At 69.0% G+C, this 17,278-nt stretch carries 11 protein-coding genes; 7 read left to right on the forward strand and 4 right to left on the reverse strand.

All coding sequences use genetic code 11. The features are described 5' to 3' along the window. Nucleotides 1–34: 34 nt before the first annotated feature. On the reverse strand, nt 35–1,306 hold the full coding sequence (purD, locus tag BM145_RS10015; RefSeq protein ID WP_093333509.1) for a phosphoribosylamine--glycine ligase: 1,272 nt from the start codon (nt 1,304–1,306) through the stop codon (nt 35–37). Here purD and xseA point away from each other — a divergent pair. From xseA to BM145_RS10030, 3 genes are read left to right on the forward strand one after another with little or no spacing between them, the layout of a single operon-like run. Continuing rightward, nucleotides 1,305–2,714: an exodeoxyribonuclease VII large subunit gene (xseA, locus tag BM145_RS10020; RefSeq protein ID WP_093333510.1), complete on the forward strand. Its 1,410-nt coding sequence runs from the start codon at nt 1,305–1,307 to the stop codon at nt 2,712–2,714. The genes purD and xseA overlap by 2 nt on opposite strands. Before the next feature lie 24 nt (nt 2,715–2,738). Continuing rightward, nucleotides 2,739–2,939 carry a DUF2093 domain-containing protein gene (locus tag BM145_RS10025; RefSeq protein WP_093333511.1) on the forward strand — a complete coding sequence of 67 codons (201 nt, stop codon included), beginning with the start codon at nt 2,739–2,741 and terminating at the stop codon, nt 2,937–2,939. Nucleotides 2,940–2,949: 10 nt separating this feature from the next. Continuing rightward, on the forward strand, nt 2,950–3,852 hold the full coding sequence (locus tag BM145_RS10030; protein WP_093333512.1) for a M23 family metallopeptidase: 903 nt from the start codon (nt 2,950–2,952) through the stop codon (nt 3,850–3,852). Here BM145_RS10030 and BM145_RS10035 read toward each other — a convergent pair. Beyond that, nucleotides 3,849–4,433: a hypothetical protein gene (locus tag BM145_RS10035; protein WP_177200156.1), complete on the reverse strand. Its 585-nt coding sequence runs from the start codon at nt 4,431–4,433 to the stop codon at nt 3,849–3,851. The genes BM145_RS10030 and BM145_RS10035 overlap by 4 nt on opposite strands. Before the next feature lie 188 nt (nt 4,434–4,621). Between BM145_RS10035 and BM145_RS10040 the strand changes: the two genes are divergently transcribed. Next, nucleotides 4,622–7,648 (forward strand): TonB-dependent receptor domain-containing protein, encoded by a 3,027-nt coding sequence (locus BM145_RS10040; protein WP_093333514.1) that lies wholly within the window; start codon nt 4,622–4,624, stop codon nt 7,646–7,648. A 393-nt stretch (nt 7,649–8,041) separates the two neighbouring features. Here BM145_RS10040 and clpB read toward each other — a convergent pair whose 3' ends face one another. Next, nucleotides 8,042–10,621: an ATP-dependent chaperone ClpB gene (gene clpB, locus BM145_RS10045; RefSeq protein ID WP_093333515.1), complete on the reverse strand. Its 2,580-nt coding sequence runs from the start codon at nt 10,619–10,621 to the stop codon at nt 8,042–8,044. Between the two features lie 232 nt (nt 10,622–10,853). Between clpB and BM145_RS10050 the strand changes: the two genes are divergently transcribed. The 3 genes from BM145_RS10050 (at nt 10,854) to BM145_RS10060 (ending at nt 15,916) form a co-directional block, all read left to right on the forward strand. Continuing rightward, complete coding sequence (locus BM145_RS10050) at nt 10,854–12,401, forward strand: aminoacyl--tRNA ligase-related protein (protein WP_093333638.1); 1,548 nt, start codon at nt 10,854–10,856, stop codon at nt 12,399–12,401. Between the two features lie 193 nt (nt 12,402–12,594). After that, nucleotides 12,595–13,674, forward strand: a complete 1,080-nt coding sequence (locus BM145_RS10055; protein WP_245739245.1) for a potassium channel family protein — start codon at nt 12,595–12,597, stop codon at nt 13,672–13,674. 31 nt (nt 13,675–13,705) lie between these two features. Then, nucleotides 13,706–15,916 (forward strand): ribonuclease R family protein, encoded by a 2,211-nt coding sequence (locus BM145_RS10060; protein ID WP_177200157.1) that lies wholly within the window; start codon nt 13,706–13,708, stop codon nt 15,914–15,916. A 4-nt stretch (nt 15,917–15,920) separates the two neighbouring features. Here the strand turns inward: BM145_RS10060 and BM145_RS10065 are convergent, their stop codons facing one another. After that, nucleotides 15,921–17,081: a saccharopine dehydrogenase family protein gene (locus tag BM145_RS10065; RefSeq protein ID WP_093333517.1), complete on the reverse strand. Its 1,161-nt coding sequence runs from the start codon at nt 17,079–17,081 to the stop codon at nt 15,921–15,923. Nucleotides 17,082–17,278 lie beyond the last annotated feature (197 nt).

The raw sequence follows: 17,278 nt of genomic DNA on the forward strand, positions 1-17,278 counted from the left end.
TCGTCATGCCGGGACAAGCCCGGGTTGCCGGCGTCTACTTCGCAGCCTCCCGCGCGACCTCGCGCCAGCCGATGTCGCGGCGGTGGAACCCGTCGGCGTAATCGAGCGCGTCGACCCCGGCATAGGCCGCCGCCTGCGCTGCGGCGACGCTGGCCCCCCGCGCCGTCACCGCCAGCACGCGGCCGCCCGCCGCGACCAGCGCGTCACCGTCGCGCCGGGTTCCCGCCTGGAAGACCACGGCGCCGGTCGCCTCCGCCGCGTCGATCCCGCGAACCGCGCCGCCGGGCACCGGCGTGCCGGGATAGCCGCGTGCCGCCACCACCACGGTCAGCGCAGGATCATCGGAGAAGGCGGGCGCGGGCAAATCGCCGAGCCGCCCGGTCGCCGTAGCCAGCATCGTCGCCGCCAGGTCGCCCTCGAACCGCAGCATCAACACCTGCGTCTCCGGGTCGCCGAACCGGGCATTGTACTCGATCAGCTTGGGGCCGGTCGCCGTCAGCATCAGCCCCGCGTAGAGCACGCCGACGAAAGGCGTGCCCTCGGCGCGCATCGCGTCGATCGTCGGCCGCACGATCTCCTCCACCGCGCGGCGCTCCAGCTCGGGGGTGAGGACGCGGGCGGGGCTGTACGCGCCCATGCCGCCGGTGTTGGCGCCCGTGTCCGCCTCGCCCACCCGCTTGTGGTCCTGCGCCGATCCGAACACGGCCAGGTCGGTGCCGTCGGTCAGCACGAACAGGCTGGCCTCCTCGCCGTCGAGGAATTCCTCGATCACCGCCTCTCCGCCCGGTTCCGCGAACAGCGCGTCGAGCGCCGCGACCGCCTCGTCGCGCGTGAACGCCACCGTCACGCCCTTGCCCGCGGCCAGGCCGTCCGCCTTGATGACTACCGGCAGGCCGAAGGTGCCGGCGAGCGCCGCGTCCGCCTCCTCGCGCGACGAGACGCGGACGTAGCCCGCGGTCGGGATGCCCGCGCGCCGGCACAGGTCCTTGGTGAAGCCCTTCGATCCTTCCAGCCGCGCCGCCGCCGCCGAGGGGCCGAACACTGGCACGCCCGCGGCGCGCAGGGCATCGGCGAGGCCGTCGACCAGCGGCGCCTCCGGCCCGATCACGACCAGGCCGATGTCGTGGGCGCGCGCGAAGCCGACCACGCGAGCGTGATCCGCCGCGTCCACGCCTGCGATCGTCGCGTGGGCGGCGATGCCGGGGTTGCCCGGCGCGGCGTAGAGCGTATCGAGGGTCGGCGACTGCGCCAGCTTCCACGCCAGCGCGTGCTCGCGCCCGCCTGCGCCGATCAACAGGACGTTCATGCCCGATTCCTTCCTAGACGAGCCCCGGCTGGTAGCCGAGCCGATCCCCGGCGACAACGCGCCGGCGCTGTCGGTGGGTGAGCTGTCGCAGGCGCTGAAGCGGATGGTGGAAGGCGAGTTCGGCCATGTCCGCCTGCGCGGCGAGATCTCCGGGTTCAAGCGCGTCGCCTCCGGCCATTCCTATCTGTGCCTGAAGGACGACAAGGCGGTCATCGACGGCGTGATGTGGAAGGGCTCGGCATCGGGCCTCGCCTTCCAGCCGCAGGACGGCGTCGAGGTGATCGCCACCGGTCGGCTCACCACTTTCCCCGGCCGTTCCAAATATCAGATCGTCATCGACCGGATGGAGCTGGCGGGCGCGGGCGCGCTGATGGCGCTCCTCGACAAGCTCCGCCAGAAGCTCGCCGCCGAGGGGCTGTTCGACCGCGAGAAGAAGAAGCCGCTGCCGTTCATGCCGCGCGTGATCGGTGTCGTCACCTCGGGCACCGGCGCGGTCATCCGCGACATCCTCCACCGACTGGAGGACCGCTGCCCGACCCACGTCGTCGTGTGGCCGGTGAAAGTGCAGGGGGAGGGGGCCGCCGCCGAGGTCGCGGCCGCGGTGCGCGGCTTCGACGCGCTGGCGCCGGCCGGGTCGGATGGGGCCGGGCCGGTGCCGCGCCCGGACCTCGTCATCGTCGCGCGCGGTGGCGGCTCGGTGGAGGATTTGTGGGCGTTCAACGAGGAGGTGGTGGTTCGCGCCGTCGCCGGCTGCTCGATCCCGATCATCTCCGCCGTGGGCCACGAGACCGACACGACGTTGTGCGACCACGCCGCCGACCTGCGCGCGCCCACCCCGACCGCCGCGGCCGAGATCGCGGTGCCGGTGCTCGCCGACCTGCGGCTGACGATCGACGGTTACCGCGCGCGGACCGAGCGCTGCGCGCGCCGCTACGTCGAGCGCGGACGCGAGCGGACGGCGGCGCTCGCCCGCGTCATGCCGCGGCTCGATCAGCTGCTCGCCCCCCAGCGCCAGCGCGCCGACGAGGCGGGGGCGCGGCTCGGCCGCGGGCTGGAGCGGCGCGTGACGACCGCGCGCGGGCAGCTCGACCGAGCGGCGGGTGCGCTCCGCCCGGCGGTGCTGCTCGCCCGCGTAGAGGCGGCGCGCTCGCGCCTCGACGGCACGTGGCGCCTCGTCCAGTCGCTCAATCCCGACCGCGTGCTGGAGCGCGGCTACGCCCGGATCACCAGCCGCGACGGCCGCACGCTGGCGAGCGCCGCCGCCGCCCGCGCCGCGGGCGCGCTGACGCTGCGCTTCGGCGACGGCAGCGTCGACGTGGGCGTCGATGGCGGCCGCCCCGCCCGGGTTGAGCGGGCAGGGGCCAAGGCCTATGTCCCGCCGCGGCCCGACCAGCCGACGCTGCTCTGATCCCCTTCTCCGGAACCTGTCCCGATGCTGATGTCCCACGCCGATCGCCCCGCCCGGCTCCTCTACATGGCCAACGGCTTTCGCGTGCTGGCACCGGGCGACCATGTGCTGTGCGCGAGCTCGGGCGCACGCATCAGGCTGGACGACCTGCGCTACTGGAGCGTCCGCGACCAGGCTCCTTATGCCACGCCGCAGCTGGCCAGCGAGGCGCTGAGCCCGCGATGAGCGGCCTGCGATGACGTGCGCACTGGCGGCGGCGATGGCGACGCTGCTCCTCCTGCCGAGTTGCGTGGCGCCGGGTGGAAACGACGTGGTAGAGCGCGTCTCGCCGCCTCCACCATCGGCACCGCCCGCACACGTGACACCGCCGAACCTCCGGTCGTGGCGCCTGGACGGGGCGCCGCAGCAGGGCGGGCTGGTGCGTGGCCAGGTCGCGACGGAGACGGTGGCGCTGACGCTCGACGGCCGCAACGTGCCGCTTGGCGCGGACGGCGCCTTCATCATCGGCTTCGATCGCGACGCTCCGCCCACCATGACTCTCGCCGAAGTAAAAGCCGATGGCTCGCTCGCCGACCACCCGCTGGTGATCGCCCCTCGCGCCTGGCGGATCGAGCGCGTCGACGCTCCCTATCGCGCCGGCCGCAGCGAACCCGAGTTCGCCGCGCTCCGCCCCGCCGAGCTCGCCGCCATCGCCGCGGCGCGGGCGACCCGCACCGATGCCGCCGGCTGGCGCCAGGCGTTCCGCTGGCCGGCGGCCGGTCGCCAGTCCGGCTGGTTCGGCTCGCAGCGCGTCTATCAGGGCAAGCCCGGCAGCTACCATTCGGGCGCCGACGTCGCGGTGCCGACCGGCACGCCGGTGCTCGCCCCCGCCGACGGCGTCGTCGTCCTCGCCGCCGACCATCCTTTCACGCTGGAGGGCAATCTGCTGATGGTCGACCACGGCGCCGGCCTGGGCAGCGCCTTCCTCCACCTGTCCCGCCTCAACGTGCACGTCGGCGACCATGTGCGCCAGGGCCAGCGGATCGCACTATCCGGCGCTACCGGCCGCGCGACCGGGCCGCACCTCCACTGGGGGCTGCAGTGGAACGGCGCGCGGCTCGACCCGCTGCTGGTGGCGGGGCCGGTGCCGGCGGGTTAGCGGAGGCGTTTAACCGGTACGCCGCGAGACTGACCGCTGATCGAAGCGCGAAAGCCGCCTAGCGACGAACGCCTCAACTTGATCGCAGTGCCCGGTGCAGGAATGTGGGGCAGATCTTCCAGCGTTTGCCATACCATGCCGTTGGCGAGTGCGAGATTCCACCGGCCAGCCATTGCCATGTCAGGGGTAGCGCGTTGGATCGTGGTGTCAAGGTCGACCACTGCCGTCCGGCGATCCGCGTCGCCGCCACCAAAGGCTTCGCCCGGTGGTGAGGTGAGGCCGAACCGCTTCTGCTTGCGGGCGACCACTGCGTTGCGATCGAGTACCAGCACCGTCTTCTCGATGCGCGCCCGATCGAGCGCCGCCACCGTTCGATCGAAACAAGCGAGCCGCGCGTCACGCTTGGCCTCCGACCGACATCCAATGACGGCCTCGAGTTGCGGCGCTGCGTCCTGTGCTGCTGTCCCAGCGGGCATGCCAACGATGGCAGCAGCCAAACAAATCACATCTCGCATGATCGAGCCTACCTTTTTTGAAAAAACCTCCCATGGCGCGACAAGGGCGCGAAAGCGAGCACGCATGAAGTGGTATGCGAAGACAGTGATCCTGTGGCCTTCGTGCTACAATCATGTGAAAAACGCATGACAATTGCGCCGACACGTTGTGTCCTGTCTATCAAGTCGGCAAGCAGCAGGCATGGGGTGTGGTCACCGACCGTGCTCGTGCCGTCCTAGGCCGTAAAGGCCGGGACACCAGAAAGGGTTGTTACATGAAGCAGATTTTCCGCGGTCGATTGTTGGGGTCGAGCTTGATGGTGGGCGCTTCCATGCTCGCTGCTACCGCCGCTTGGGCGCAGGAAGGCGCATCGGGCGACGGTCAGATCGCCGTTCCCAACGGTGTTGCCGCTGCCGCGCCGAGCAGTGCCCAGGCTACCACGCAGGACACTGGCCCGACCAACGTCGACGACACGCAGGGCGAGATCGTCGTCACCGGAACGCTTGTCCGCAACCCCAACCTGGTCCAGTCCTCGCCAGTGCAGGCTGTGACATCCGAAGAGTTTTCGCGCCGCAACGCCAATGTCGCCGAGCAGCTGATCCGTGAGCTGCCGGGCGTCGTTCCGTCGATCGGCAGCGCTGTCAACAACGGCAACGGTGGTGCGTCGACGGTCGACCTGCGCGGTCTCGGGTCGAATCGCAATCTCGTCCTGCTCGACGGACGTCGCATCGCTCCGCTCGGGCTGAGCGGCGTCGTGGACACCAACAACATTCCTGTTGCTCTCGTCGAACGTGCCGACCTTTTGACTGGCGGCGCTTCCACGACTTACGGCGCCGACGCGGTATCGGGTGTAGTCAACTTCGTTACCAAGCGTGACTTCTCGGGTGTGGAGCTCAGTGCGAGCAACCAAATCACCGAGCAGGGCGACGGCAATTACTTCCGCACCGATCTGACGATCGGCACCAACCTTGATGACGGTCGCGGCAACGCCGTGTTCTCGATCGGCTATCAGGAGGCCGATCCCGTACTCCAGGGTGGGCGCGACTTCTCGAACTTCAACATCGACTCTCGCACGGGGCTCGCCGGTGGATCGGGTACCACCGTTCCCGCGCGCTTTACCGGCCTTGGTCTCGGTACCAACCAGCAGATCAACGTTGCAACCGGTGCTCTGGTCCCGACCTACGCGCTGTTCAACTTCAACCCGCAGAACATCTTCCAAACGCCGTTCACGCGCTTCAATATGTTCGGTGCCGCGCGGTACGAGGTTTCGCCGGCGATTGAGTTCCACACTCGCGGTCTTTTCTCCCGCAACACGGTGCAGACCGTAATCGCATCGTCCGGCACGTTCGGCAACTCGCTGACGATTCCTTTCTCCAACCCGTTCCTGCCGGCAGCCGCGCGGGGTCAGATCTGCACGGCGCAGGGCCTCACGACGGCGCAGTGCAACGCGGCTGCGACTGCGCAGCCGACCATTGTCGTCGGTGGGCAGACGGTTGCTAATCCGGCCTATCGTACCTTCAACGCGAACGTGGCGCGTCGGTTCGTCGAGGCAGGGCCCCGCCTCTCGACCTACACGACTACCATCTTTGACTATGAGGCGGGTGTTGGCGGCGACATCACCAGCGGCATCCAGTATGACGTGACCGGCAGCTATGGCGAGAGCGAGAACATCCAGCGTCAGAGCGGTAACGGTACTCTGACCCGCCTTCGTCAGGCGGCGTTGGCCACCAATACCGCAACCTGCGTCAACGATAGCAACGGCTGCGTGCCAATCAACCTGTTTGGTCCGGCCGGATCTATCACCGCCGACCAGCTGGGCTTCCTGCTCGGCGTCACCAACTCGACGGCGACGCGCACCACGCTGTCGCAAGTTCGCGGTCTGGTGAGCGGCGACACGGGAATCGCCATTCCCTTCGCCACGAACGGTGTCTCCTTCGCGCTCGGTGGCGAGTACCGACGCTACACGGCGGCGGTCATTTCGGACGAATTGACGCAGCGTCCCAACGAGGTGCTCGGCAACGGCGCTGCCTCGCCCGACGTTCGTGGCGAGTACGACGTCAAGGAGGCGTTTGGCGAGTTGATCGTGCCGTTGATCGAGGATCGGTCGTTCTTCCGCAACCTGACTCTCGAACTTGGTGGTCGTGTGTCGGATTACTCGACCGCCGGCACAAATTGGACGTGGAAGGCTGGCGGCACGTGGGAGCCGATCTCGTCTTTCAAAATCCGCGGCAATTACCAGAAGGCGGCTCGCGCACCGAACATCGCGGAACTGTTCTCGCCGTTCGTGCAAGGCCTGGACAATGGTACCGATCCCTGCGCCAGCATTAACGCCACGGTGGGTTCGGCGCTGGGCAACGTCTGCACTGCGCAGATCGTCGCGGCCGGTGCCACGCAGCAGCAGGCTAATGCCATCCTCGCAGGTGGCATCGTGACCGACGCCGGTGGACAGATCAACGTCAGCAGCGGCGGCAATGCGGCGCTCGGCGTCGAGACGGCGAATACCTGGACGGTGGGTGCGGTTATCCAGCCGACCTTCCTCCCCGGATTCAGCCTTACTGTCGATTACTACAACATCCGTGTTCGCGACGCGATCACGTCGCCGACCGTCGGCGACGTGATCGGCGGCTGCTTCACGCCGCTTCAGGCACCGACGTCGGTGGCTTGCAGTCAGATCCAGCGGAGCGTGACCGACGGCAGCTTGAGCAATACGGCCGCCGGCGTGATCCTGCCGCTGTCCAATCTCGGTCGCATCCGCACCGATGGCATCGACCTGACGGCGAACTACCGTCAGAACTTGGGCTTCGGCGCTCTTGCGCTGTCGTTCAACGGCAACTGGACCAACAAGAATACGTTCCGGGCGACGCCGACCTCGGTCAATCGTGACTGCGTCGGGTTTTACAGCACGAACTGTCTGTCGATCCAGCCGGAGTTCTCCTTCAACCAGCGGACCACGTTGACCATCGGCGGTGCGGATATCTCGCTCCTCTGGCGCTTCATCGACTCCGTTCGGTACGAGCCGCTGGCGCTCGCCGCGGACTTGGATACCGCCAATGGGGGCCTGGGTGCACCGCAGGCGGACTTCCAGCGGATCGGGGCGGAGCATTATTTCGATCTGTCGACCCGCTTCGGCATCACTGACAACTTCGACCTGACGCTGGTCGTGCAGAACCTGATTGACAACCAGCCCAAGGTGGTCGGCTCGACGATCGGCAGCACAGCGTACAATAGCGGCAACGTCTATCCATCGACCTACGACGCGCTCGGCCGTCGCTTCTCGGCTGCGGTTCGGCTCCGTTTTTAAGGTCCGTCAATCCCGATGGATTATGGGAGGTGGGACTACAGTCCCACCTCCTTTTTTGTTGAGCTTGCATCGCAACGACAACCGACACATTCTTGCCGCCAAGGAGTACGATATGCTTATTCTATTGTTCGCTGCCTTGTCTGTTCAGGCCACCGCATCCGCCGCCACTCCACCTGCATCTAATGCACCGTCAGTGGGAGACAGCGAGCGACCAATTTGCAAGCGCTACGCCGACGTGGGATCTAATATCGCCCGGCGGAAACGCTGCCTCACGCGGGCGCAATGGGATCAGATCGCTCGCGATGCTCAGAGTATGAGGCGCAGCATGGAGCAGTCCTGGACCACTCCCAACCAGTGACGGCCGATGCCGCGATAATCGTTCGTTAGCCGCAGCTAGTCGACCCCCAACACCAGCCGCCCGTCACCCTCGTCGACCCGCACCGTCGCGCCATCGCGCACCTGTCCGCGCAGGATCATTTCAGCGAGCGGATCTTGCACGTAGCGTTGCACCGCGCGGCGTAGCGGGCGCGCGCCGTAGACGGGGTCGTACCCCACCCGGCCCAGCCACGCGCGGGCCGCGTCGGTCAGCTCTAGCGTCACCTTGCGGTCTTTCAGCAGCCGCTGCACCCGGCCCGTCTGGATGTCGACGATCGGCGCCATGTGCGCCTGTCCCAAACGGTGGAACAGGATGATCTCGTCCAGCCGGTTCAGGAACTCCGGCCGGAAATGCGATCGCACGATCTCCATCACCTGCGGCTCGACCGAGGACACCGCCTCGTCCTCCTGCAGATTGGCCAGATACTGGCTGCCGAGATTGGAAGTCAGGATGATGAGCGTGTTGGAGAAATCGACCGTGCGCCCCTGGCCGTCGGTCAGCCGCCCGTCGTCGAGCACCTGGAGCAGCACGTTGAACACGTCGCCGTGCGCCTTCTCCACCTCGTCGAACAGGACGACCTGATAGGGGCGGCGGCGAACCGCCTCGGTCAGGACGCCGCCTTCCTCGTACCCGACATAGCCGGGAGGGGCGCCGATCAGGCGGGCGACGGCGTGCTTCTCCATGAACTCGCTCATGTCGATGCGGACCATCGCCGAGGGATCGTCGAACAGGAATTCGGCGAGCGCCTTGGTTAGCTCGGTCTTGCCGACGCCGGTCGGGCCGAGGAACAGGAAGGAACCGAGCGGGCGACCCGGGTCCTGCAAGCCGGCCCGCGCGCGGCGGACGGCGGTGGAGACGGCGCGGACCGCCTCGGTCTGGCCGATGACGCGGGCGCCCAGTTTCTCCTCCATCTGGAGGAGCTTGTCGCGCTCGCCCTCCAGCATGCGGTCGACGGGCACGCCGGTCCAGCGGCTGACGACGCCGGCGATGTCGTCGGCGGTCACCTCCTCGCGCAGCATCGCGCCGCGGGTCTGGCCCTGCGCCTCCTCGAGCTGGCGGGTGAGGTGCGGGATGGTGCCGTAGGAGAGCTCGCCGGCGCGGGCGAGGTCGCCCTGGCGCTGCGCTTGGTCGAGCTGGAGCCGGGCTGCGTCGAGCTGTTCCTTGAGCCGCGCCTCGGCGCCGATCTTGTCCTTCTCCGCCTGCCAGCGCGCCGTCAGCTCGGCCGATTGTTGTTCGAGGTTGGCGAGTTCACCCTCCAACGTCGCGAGGCGGTCGACGCTGGCCGCGTCCGTCTCGCGGCGCAGCGCCTCGTGCTCGATCTTGAGCTGGATGATGCGGCGGTCGAGATTCTCGATCTCCTCGGGCTTCGATTCCACCTCCATGCGGATGCGGCTCGCCGCCTCGTCCATCAGATCGATCGCCTTGTCGGGTAGGAAGCGATCGGTGATGTAGCGGTTCGACAGCGTCGCGGCGGCGACGATCGCGCCGTCGGCGATGCGGACGCCGTGGTGCAGCTCGTACACGTCCTTGAGGCCGCGCAGGATCGAGATCGTGTCCTCCACCGTCGGCTCGCCGACGAAGACGGGCTGGAAGCGCCGCTGGAGCGCGGGGTCCTTCTCGACGTATTTGCGATACTCGTCGAGCGTGGTGGCGCCGACGCAGTGGAGCTCGCCGCGGGCGAGCGCAGGTTTCAGCAGGTTGCCCGCGTCCATCGCCCCTTCCGATTTGCCCGCGCCGATCAGCGTGTGCATCTCGTCGATGAACAGGACGACGTCGCCGTCGGCGGCCTTGACCTCGTCGAGCACGCCTTTCAGCCGCTCCTCGAACTCGCCGCGATATTTGGCGCCGGCGATCAGCGCGCCCATGTCGAGCGCCATCAGCCGGCGGTTCTTGAGCGTGTCGGGCACGTCGCCGTTGGCGATGCGCAGCGCCAGCCCTTCCGCGATGGCGGTCTTGCCGACGCCCGGTTCGCCGATCAGTGCGGGGTTGTTCTTGGTACGGCGGGCGAGGATCTGGATAGTGCGGCGGATCTCCTCGTCGCGGCCGATCACCGGGTCCAGCTTGCCGTCGCGCGCGGCCTCCGTCAGGTCGCGCGCGAATTTCTTCAGCGCGTCGTAACGGTCCTCGGCACCGGCGGTGTCGGCGGTGCGGCCCTGGCGCAGGCCGTTGATAGCGGTGTTGAGCGCTTCCGGCGTGACGCCGGCGGCCTTCAGCGCCTTGCCCGCCGCCGTACCCAGCGACAGGGCGAGGGCGACGAGCAGGCGCTCGACGGTGACGAAGCTGTCCCCGGCCTTCCCGGCGATCTCCTCGGCCTGGTCGAGCACGCGCACGGTATCGGTCGACAGACCGGGGGTGTTCTGCGCGCCGGGGCCGGAGACGCTGGGCAGTTTCGACAACGCGAGGTCGGTGTCGGCGACGGCGCGCTTCGCGTCGCCGCCCGCGGCCTGGATGAGGCCGGTGGCCATGCCCTGATCGTCCTCCAGCAGCGCCTTGAGCAGGTGCTCGGGGGCGATCTGCTGGTGGCCCATGCGGATGGCGACGGTCTGCGCGGACTGGAGAAAGCCTTTCGCGCGGTCGGTGAATTTCTGGAGGTTCATGCGTGATCCCTTGGTTTGGGAACGATGTGGTGTTGCCTTTATGCAACGCAAGATGGTTCGGGACCAGTCCTACTTATCGTTGTTCGTCATGCCGGGTTCGTTCCGGCGTCCCGAGCCGCGAACGACGCCGTGGCTTTGCCCTGCACGCCGGGAAGGATCTGGTGGGCGGGTGATGGGTAGAGCGGTTGCGACCACCCGTGACGTCATGAGCAAGGCGCGCTATCTGCGGCGGATGAAACACGCTCTGTCCGTCACCCGCGACCAGGATTTCGCCGCCTGGTACCAGTCCGTCATCGCCGAGGCCGACCTGGCCGAGGAATCGGGCGTGCGCGGGTGCATGGTGATCCGGCCCTGGGGGTACGGCATCTGGGAACGGATCCAGCGGCTGCTCGACGACCGGATCAAGGCGACCGGGCACGAGAACTGCTATTTCCCGCTGTTCATCCCGCTCTCCTATTTCGAGAAGGAAGCGGAGCATGTCGACGGCTTCGCCAAGGAAATGGCGGTGGTGACGCACCACCGGCTGGTCGGCGACGGCAAGGGCGGGCTCGTCCCCGATCCGGCGGCGAAGCTGGAGGAGCCGCTGGTGGTGCGGCCGACGTCGGAGACGGTGATCGGCGCGGCCTTCGCGCGCTGGGTGCAGTCGTGGCGAGATCTGCCGGTGCTCATCAACCAATGGGCCAATGTGGTGCGCTGGGAGATGCGGACGCGGATGTTCCTGCGCACGTCCGAGTTCCTGTGGCAGGAGGGGCATACCGCGCACGCGACGGCCGAGGAGGCGCGCGAGGAGACGCTGCGGATGCTGGAAGTGTACCGCGAGTTCTCCGAATCCTGCCTGGCCGTCCACGTGGTGACGGGCGAGAAGCCGGAGAACGAGCGGTTCCCGGGGGCGGTCGCGACCTACTCGATCGAGGCCATGATGCAGGACGGCAAGGCGCTCCAGGCGGGCACCTCGCACTTCCTGGGCACCAATTTCGCGTCGGCGCAGAACATCCGCTTCCAGAATGCGGGCGGCGAGTTCGAGCTGGCGAACACGACCAGCTGGGGCGTCAGCACGCGGATGATCGGCGGGGTCATCATGGTGCACGGCGACGACGACGGGCTGGCGGTGCCGCCGGCGATCGCGCCGTGGCAGGTGGTGATCGTGCCGATGCTGCGCGACGGGCCGGAGGACCAGGCGATCATCGACTATTGCCGCGACTTGCGCGGGCAACTGGGCGCGCTGTCGGCGCTGGGCGAGCCGGTGCGGGCGCTGCTCGACCTGAAGGCGGCCAAGGCGGCGACCAAGCGCTGGGGCTGGGTGAAGAAGGGTGCGCCGGTGGTGATCGAGGTCGGCGGCCGCGACGTGGCGGGCGGCAACGTGTCGGTGATCCGGCGGGATCGGCTGTACCGCGAGGACGGCAAGCTGGACTCGCGCGTGATGCCGCGCGGCGAGCTGGTCGACACGCTGCAACAGGTGTTGGAGGACGTGCAGGCAGGGCTGCTCGCGCGGTCGACCGAGGCGCTGAGAGCACGGATCGTGCCGGTGGAGGACTGGGCGGGCGTCGAGGCGCATTTCGCCGAGGGAGTGAAGAACCCCGGCTGGGTGGACGTGCGTTGGTCGAAGCCGACGGGCGCGGCGCTCGACCGGGTGGTGGAGCGGTTGAAGGCGTTGAAGCTGACGATCCGCAACGCCCCGCTGGGGCAGACGCACCGGGGCGAGGGGAGTGCGGATGCGGGAAACTGCGTGTTCACCGGCGAGCCGGCAGTGGAGCGGGTGCTGATCGGGCGGGCTTACTGAGCCTTGATCGGGGCCTTTCCGACCATCCCGCCGTCATGCCGGGCCTGTCCCGGCATCCAGGGCGACGGACGGTGACGCTGCTTGGCTCTGGATGCCGGGACAAGCCCGGCATGACGGCGGAAGCAGGCACGGCAGCGTACCACAAGACGCCCGACCTGATCCGGGGTGGCGAAGGAAAGAGGTCGGTGATCGCATGACGCCCGTCCGCCGCCCGGCCGCGAAGCGCGCGCCCCCGCCCGGCAGGATGGCGGCGCGGGCGGCGGCGTCGGCGGCACGGCCGCGTTTCTACCGGCCCGGGCGGCTGGGGCCGGTGGCGACGCTGGCGATCCGGGCCGCGGCGGTGCTGGTACTGATCGGCATCGCGCTGGGGGGGCACTGGATCGACCGGGACGGCCTGCGCGACAATGCGGACGGTGTCGTCAGCTTCCTGGACGTGGTGTATTTCACCGTCATCACCGTGACCACGGTGGGGTATGGCGACATCGTGCCGGTGAGCGACACGGCGCGCATGTTCGACACGTTCGTGGTGACGCCGATCCGCATCTTCGTGTTCCTGATCTTCCTGGGGAGCGCGTACAGTTTCATGCTGAGGCAGGGTTGGGAGCGGTGGCGGATGGGGCTGGTGAGGCGCGAGCTGAAGGATCACGTGATCGTCTGCGGCTTCGGCCGGTCGGGCGCGGCGGCGATGGCGGAACTGCTGGAGCGCGGCCACGCGCCCGAGACGATCGTGGTAGTGGACGAGAATCCGGAGAAGCTGCGGCTGGCCGAAGAATCGGGCGTGGCGACCGTGGAGGGCGACGCCACGCACAATAAGGTGCTGGAGATCGCCAAGGTCTCCGCGGCCAAGAGCGTGATCGTGACGCCGGGGCGGGACGACACCGCGGTGCTGATCGTGCTGACCTGCCGCCGGCTGGCGCCCCACGCGTCGGTGGCGGTGTCGGTGGCGGCGATCGAGAACGAACTGCTGGCGCGCGACGCGGGCGCGACCATCATCGTCAATCCCGTCAGCTTCGGCGGGCAGCTGCTGGCGCAGTGCGCTGCGGGGCCGCACATCGCCGACTATGTCGCCGACCTGGTCACCCGCGGCGGCCGGGCGGAGATGCGCGAGCGGCCGGTACGGGCGGAGGAAGTCGGCCGCAGCCCGCGCCAGATCGTCGGCGCGCAGGTGCTACGCATCTATCGCGACGGGCGGCCGATCGGCTTCTGGGAGCCGGAGGCGCAGGTGCTGCACGCGGGCGACATGGTGATCGAGGTCGTCCAGGGTCGCGCGTGACGCGGGGCGTGCGCGTCCCTATCTGTCGGTGATGCGGAAAACCTCCCCCGGCCTGCCGACGCGTGAGCAGGTGCTCGATTTCATCCAGTCCTCCTCCACGCCGGCGGGCAAGCGCGAGATCGCGCGCGCGTTCGGGCTGACCGCGCAAGGCAAGATATCGCTCAAGGCGCTGCTCAAGGACATGGCGGACGAGGGGCTGATCGACTCGGCACCGGGTCGGGCGTTCCACAAGATGGGCGGGCTGCCCAAGGTGACGGTGCTGCGCATCGTCGACGTGGACGACGGCGGCAATGTGTGGGCGCAGCCGGAACGGTGGGAGGCGGATGGGGTGCCTGTCCCTCGTATCCGCGTGCGCGAGCGGCGGCGCGGGGAACTCGGCATCGGCCAGCGGGTGTTGGCGCGGACGGAGGAGACGGGCGGCGGCTGGACCGCGCACCCGATGAAGCTGCTCGCCAAGGCGTCCGAGCAGGTGCTGGGCGTGCTGCGCGGAGAGGGCGACCGCCTGTGGCTGACGGGCGTCGAGAAGAAGGACCGGCGCGAATATCCGGTGTCGGACGCGGGTGAGGCCGAGGTCGGCGATCTGGTGATGGCCGAGCTGGCGGGGCGGCCGCCGCGGGTAACGGTGCGGGTGGTGGAGCGGCTGGGCGATCCCTTCGCGCCGCGCTCCTTCTCGCTGATCGCGATCCACAAGCTGGGCATCCCCGACACCTTCACCGACGAGACGCTGGCGGAGGCGGAGCGGGTGGCGCAAACGCCGATCGGGGAAGATCGCGAGGACCTGACGCATCTTCCGATCCTTGCGATCGACCCGGCCGACGCGCGCGACCATGACGACGCGGTATGGGCGGCGCCGGACGACGACCCGGCGAACGAGGGCGGCTGGCGCGCGATCGTCGCGATCGCCGACGTGTCCTTCTACGTGCGGCCGGGCTCGGCGATCGACAAGGATGCGCGGCAGCGGGGAAACTCGGTATACTTCCCCGACCGGGTGGTGCCGATGCTGCCGGAGGTGCTGTCGGCCGACGTGTGCTCGCTCAAGGAGGGTGAGGACCGGGCGGCGCTGGCATGTCACCTGACGATCTCCAAGCATGGGGCGCTCAGAGGCTGGCGCTTCACGCGCGCGCGGGTGCGGATCGCGGCGAACATCGCGTACGAGGACGCGCAAGCGGCGATCGACGGGGCGGTGGAGCATTCGCTGACCGAGGTGGCGCTGCGGCCGCTATGGGATTGCTGGCAGGCGCTAGCCAAGGCGCGGGATGCGCGCGAGCCGCTCGACCTCGACCTGCCGGAGCGGCGGGTGGTGATCGACCAGCGGGGTCGCATCCTGTCGGTGGCCCCGCGCGAGCGGCTCGACGCGCACCGGTTGATCGAGGATTACATGATCGCCGCCAACGTCGCCGCCGCCAAGGCGCTGGAAGACAAGCGCGCGCCCGTGATGTACCGCGTGCACGAGGCGCCGAGCCGCGAGAAGCTGTCCGCGCTGAAGGATTATCTCGACACGTTCGGCGTGCCGTTCGCCCTCGGGCAGGTGGTGAAGCCGTCGACCTTCAACCACGTGCTGGCGCGGATCGGGGACGTGGAGTTCCGGCCACAGGTGATGGAGCAGGTGCTGCGGACGCAGACCCAGGCCTATTACGCGCCGGCCAACCACGGCCATTTCGGGCTGGGTCTGGGCAGCTACGCGCACTTCACCTCGCCGATCCGGCGCTACGCCGACCTGGTGGTGCACCGCGCGCTGGTCGCGGCCTACGACCTGGGGCCGGGGGGCGCCAAGCTGCCGGACGACGAGATGGACCGGCTCGGCACCTCGATCAGCCAGTATGAGCGGCGCGCGATGGAGGCGGAGCGCGACACGATCGACCGCTACGTCGCGGCGTACCTGTCGGAGCGGGTCGGCGAGACGGTGGAGGTGCGCGTCACCGGCGTCCAGAATTACGGCTTCTTCGCCACGGTCGACGGGATCGGCGGCGACGGGCTGATGCCGGTGCGCGACCTGGGCGGCGAGTATTTCCGCTACGACGAGGCGGCGCGGACGCTGACCGGCGAGGATAGCGGCGACCAGTACACGCTGGGGCAGGTGCTGCGCCTGCGGCTGGCGGAGGCGAACCCGGTATCGGGGGCGCTGCGCTTCGAGCTGCCGGGCGGCAACGCGTCCGCCGGCGAGGCGAAGCGCGCGGCGCCGCGGGTGCTCAAGCGGCGCGGGCGGCCCGCCAACATCCGCCACCAGGGCAAGCGGCGGTAGAGCGTCAGCAGGCGGTGAAGGTCAGCCCCGCCTTGGCCTGCAACCGGTCGCGCAACCGCGTGCCGAGCAGGGCACCGGGCGTCCACACGCCGCCGCGCCGCTCGCCCTCCAACAGGCACAAGGCGGTCTCGGCGATCATCTTGCTGGTGGAGCCGTAGCCGGGATCGCGGTCGCCGGTCACCACCGCGTCGGCGCGGCCGCCATCGGGCATCAGTGCGGCGAACAGCAGGTCGTAATGGCCGGCCTCGCGCTCCTCCAGGCTCGGCCCCTCGCCGAGTTTCGGGCCCTTGTCGCCCTTGAACGGATTGAGTTTTGCCATCGCCTCCGCCGCGACCTTGCCGAGGTCGCCCAGCCCGGCGACCGTCATCTCGTCGTAGACGAAGTCGGTGCCGTAAGGGTGGCCGAGCAGGAAATTGGTGCGGTGGACGTTCTTGGTGTTGATCGGCGCCATCACGAACGGCGCGACCCAGGCGTTGAGCGTCGCGTCGAACTCCGGGATCAGCCCGGTCGGCTGGTGCGGGCCGACGAAGCCGGGGGTGAGCGCGAAGGGATCGGTCAGCAGCCGGACGAGCGACGGATCGCGCGCCGCGGCGGCGAGCGTCGCCTTCAGGCTGGCCGCGGTGCCGCCGGAGAAGCTGCCCTTCATCACCCGCACCCGGCCCTTTACGCGCGGCGCGGGCGCGCCGAAACGGGCGCGGGCCTGTTCCTGCGCGGTCATCACGCCGAGATCGAAGGGGATCGAGTCGAAGCCGCAGGAGAAGACGATGCGCGCGCCGGTGGCCTTGGCCTCCGCCTCGTGCGCGTCGATCATTTGGCGCATCCAGGCGGGCTCGCCGCACAGGTCGAGATAGGCGGTGCCGGCGGCGGCGCAGGCGGCGACCAGGGCGGAGCCGTAGAGCTGGTAGGGACCGACGGTGGTAACGATCGCCTCCGCGCGCGCGGCCATGGCGGCGAGGCCGGCGGGGTCGTCGGCATCGGCGGCGACCAGCGGCAGGTCGGCCGGCGCGCCGATCGCATCGCGCACCTGGGCGAGCTTGTCGAGCGAGCGACCGGCCATCGCCCAGCGGGGAGCGTGCTCGCCCGGATAGGCGCGGGCGAGGTACTCGGCGACCAGGCGGCCGGTGAAGCCGGTGGCGCCGTAGACGATCAGGTCGAAGTCGCGCATCGCATCGCTCCCTTGGTTTGCTCGCGACGTATCATATCGTCGGTGCCTGTCGAAGTCGAAGCGCCGGATCGGGGCGCTCCGCCCTTGACCTCGCCCGTGCCGAACGGGGCTGGTGCGGAAACGCCTGCGGCGACGTGAGGCTTGGCAATCTCGCGAGCGGGAAGAAGGGAGGTGGCTTCTTCCCCGTCAACCCGAAT

Origin of the sequence: Sphingomonas rubra (genome assembly GCF_900115745.1) — a bacterium.
Classification (GTDB): domain Bacteria; phylum Pseudomonadota; class Alphaproteobacteria; order Sphingomonadales; family Sphingomonadaceae; genus Sphingomonas; species Sphingomonas rubra.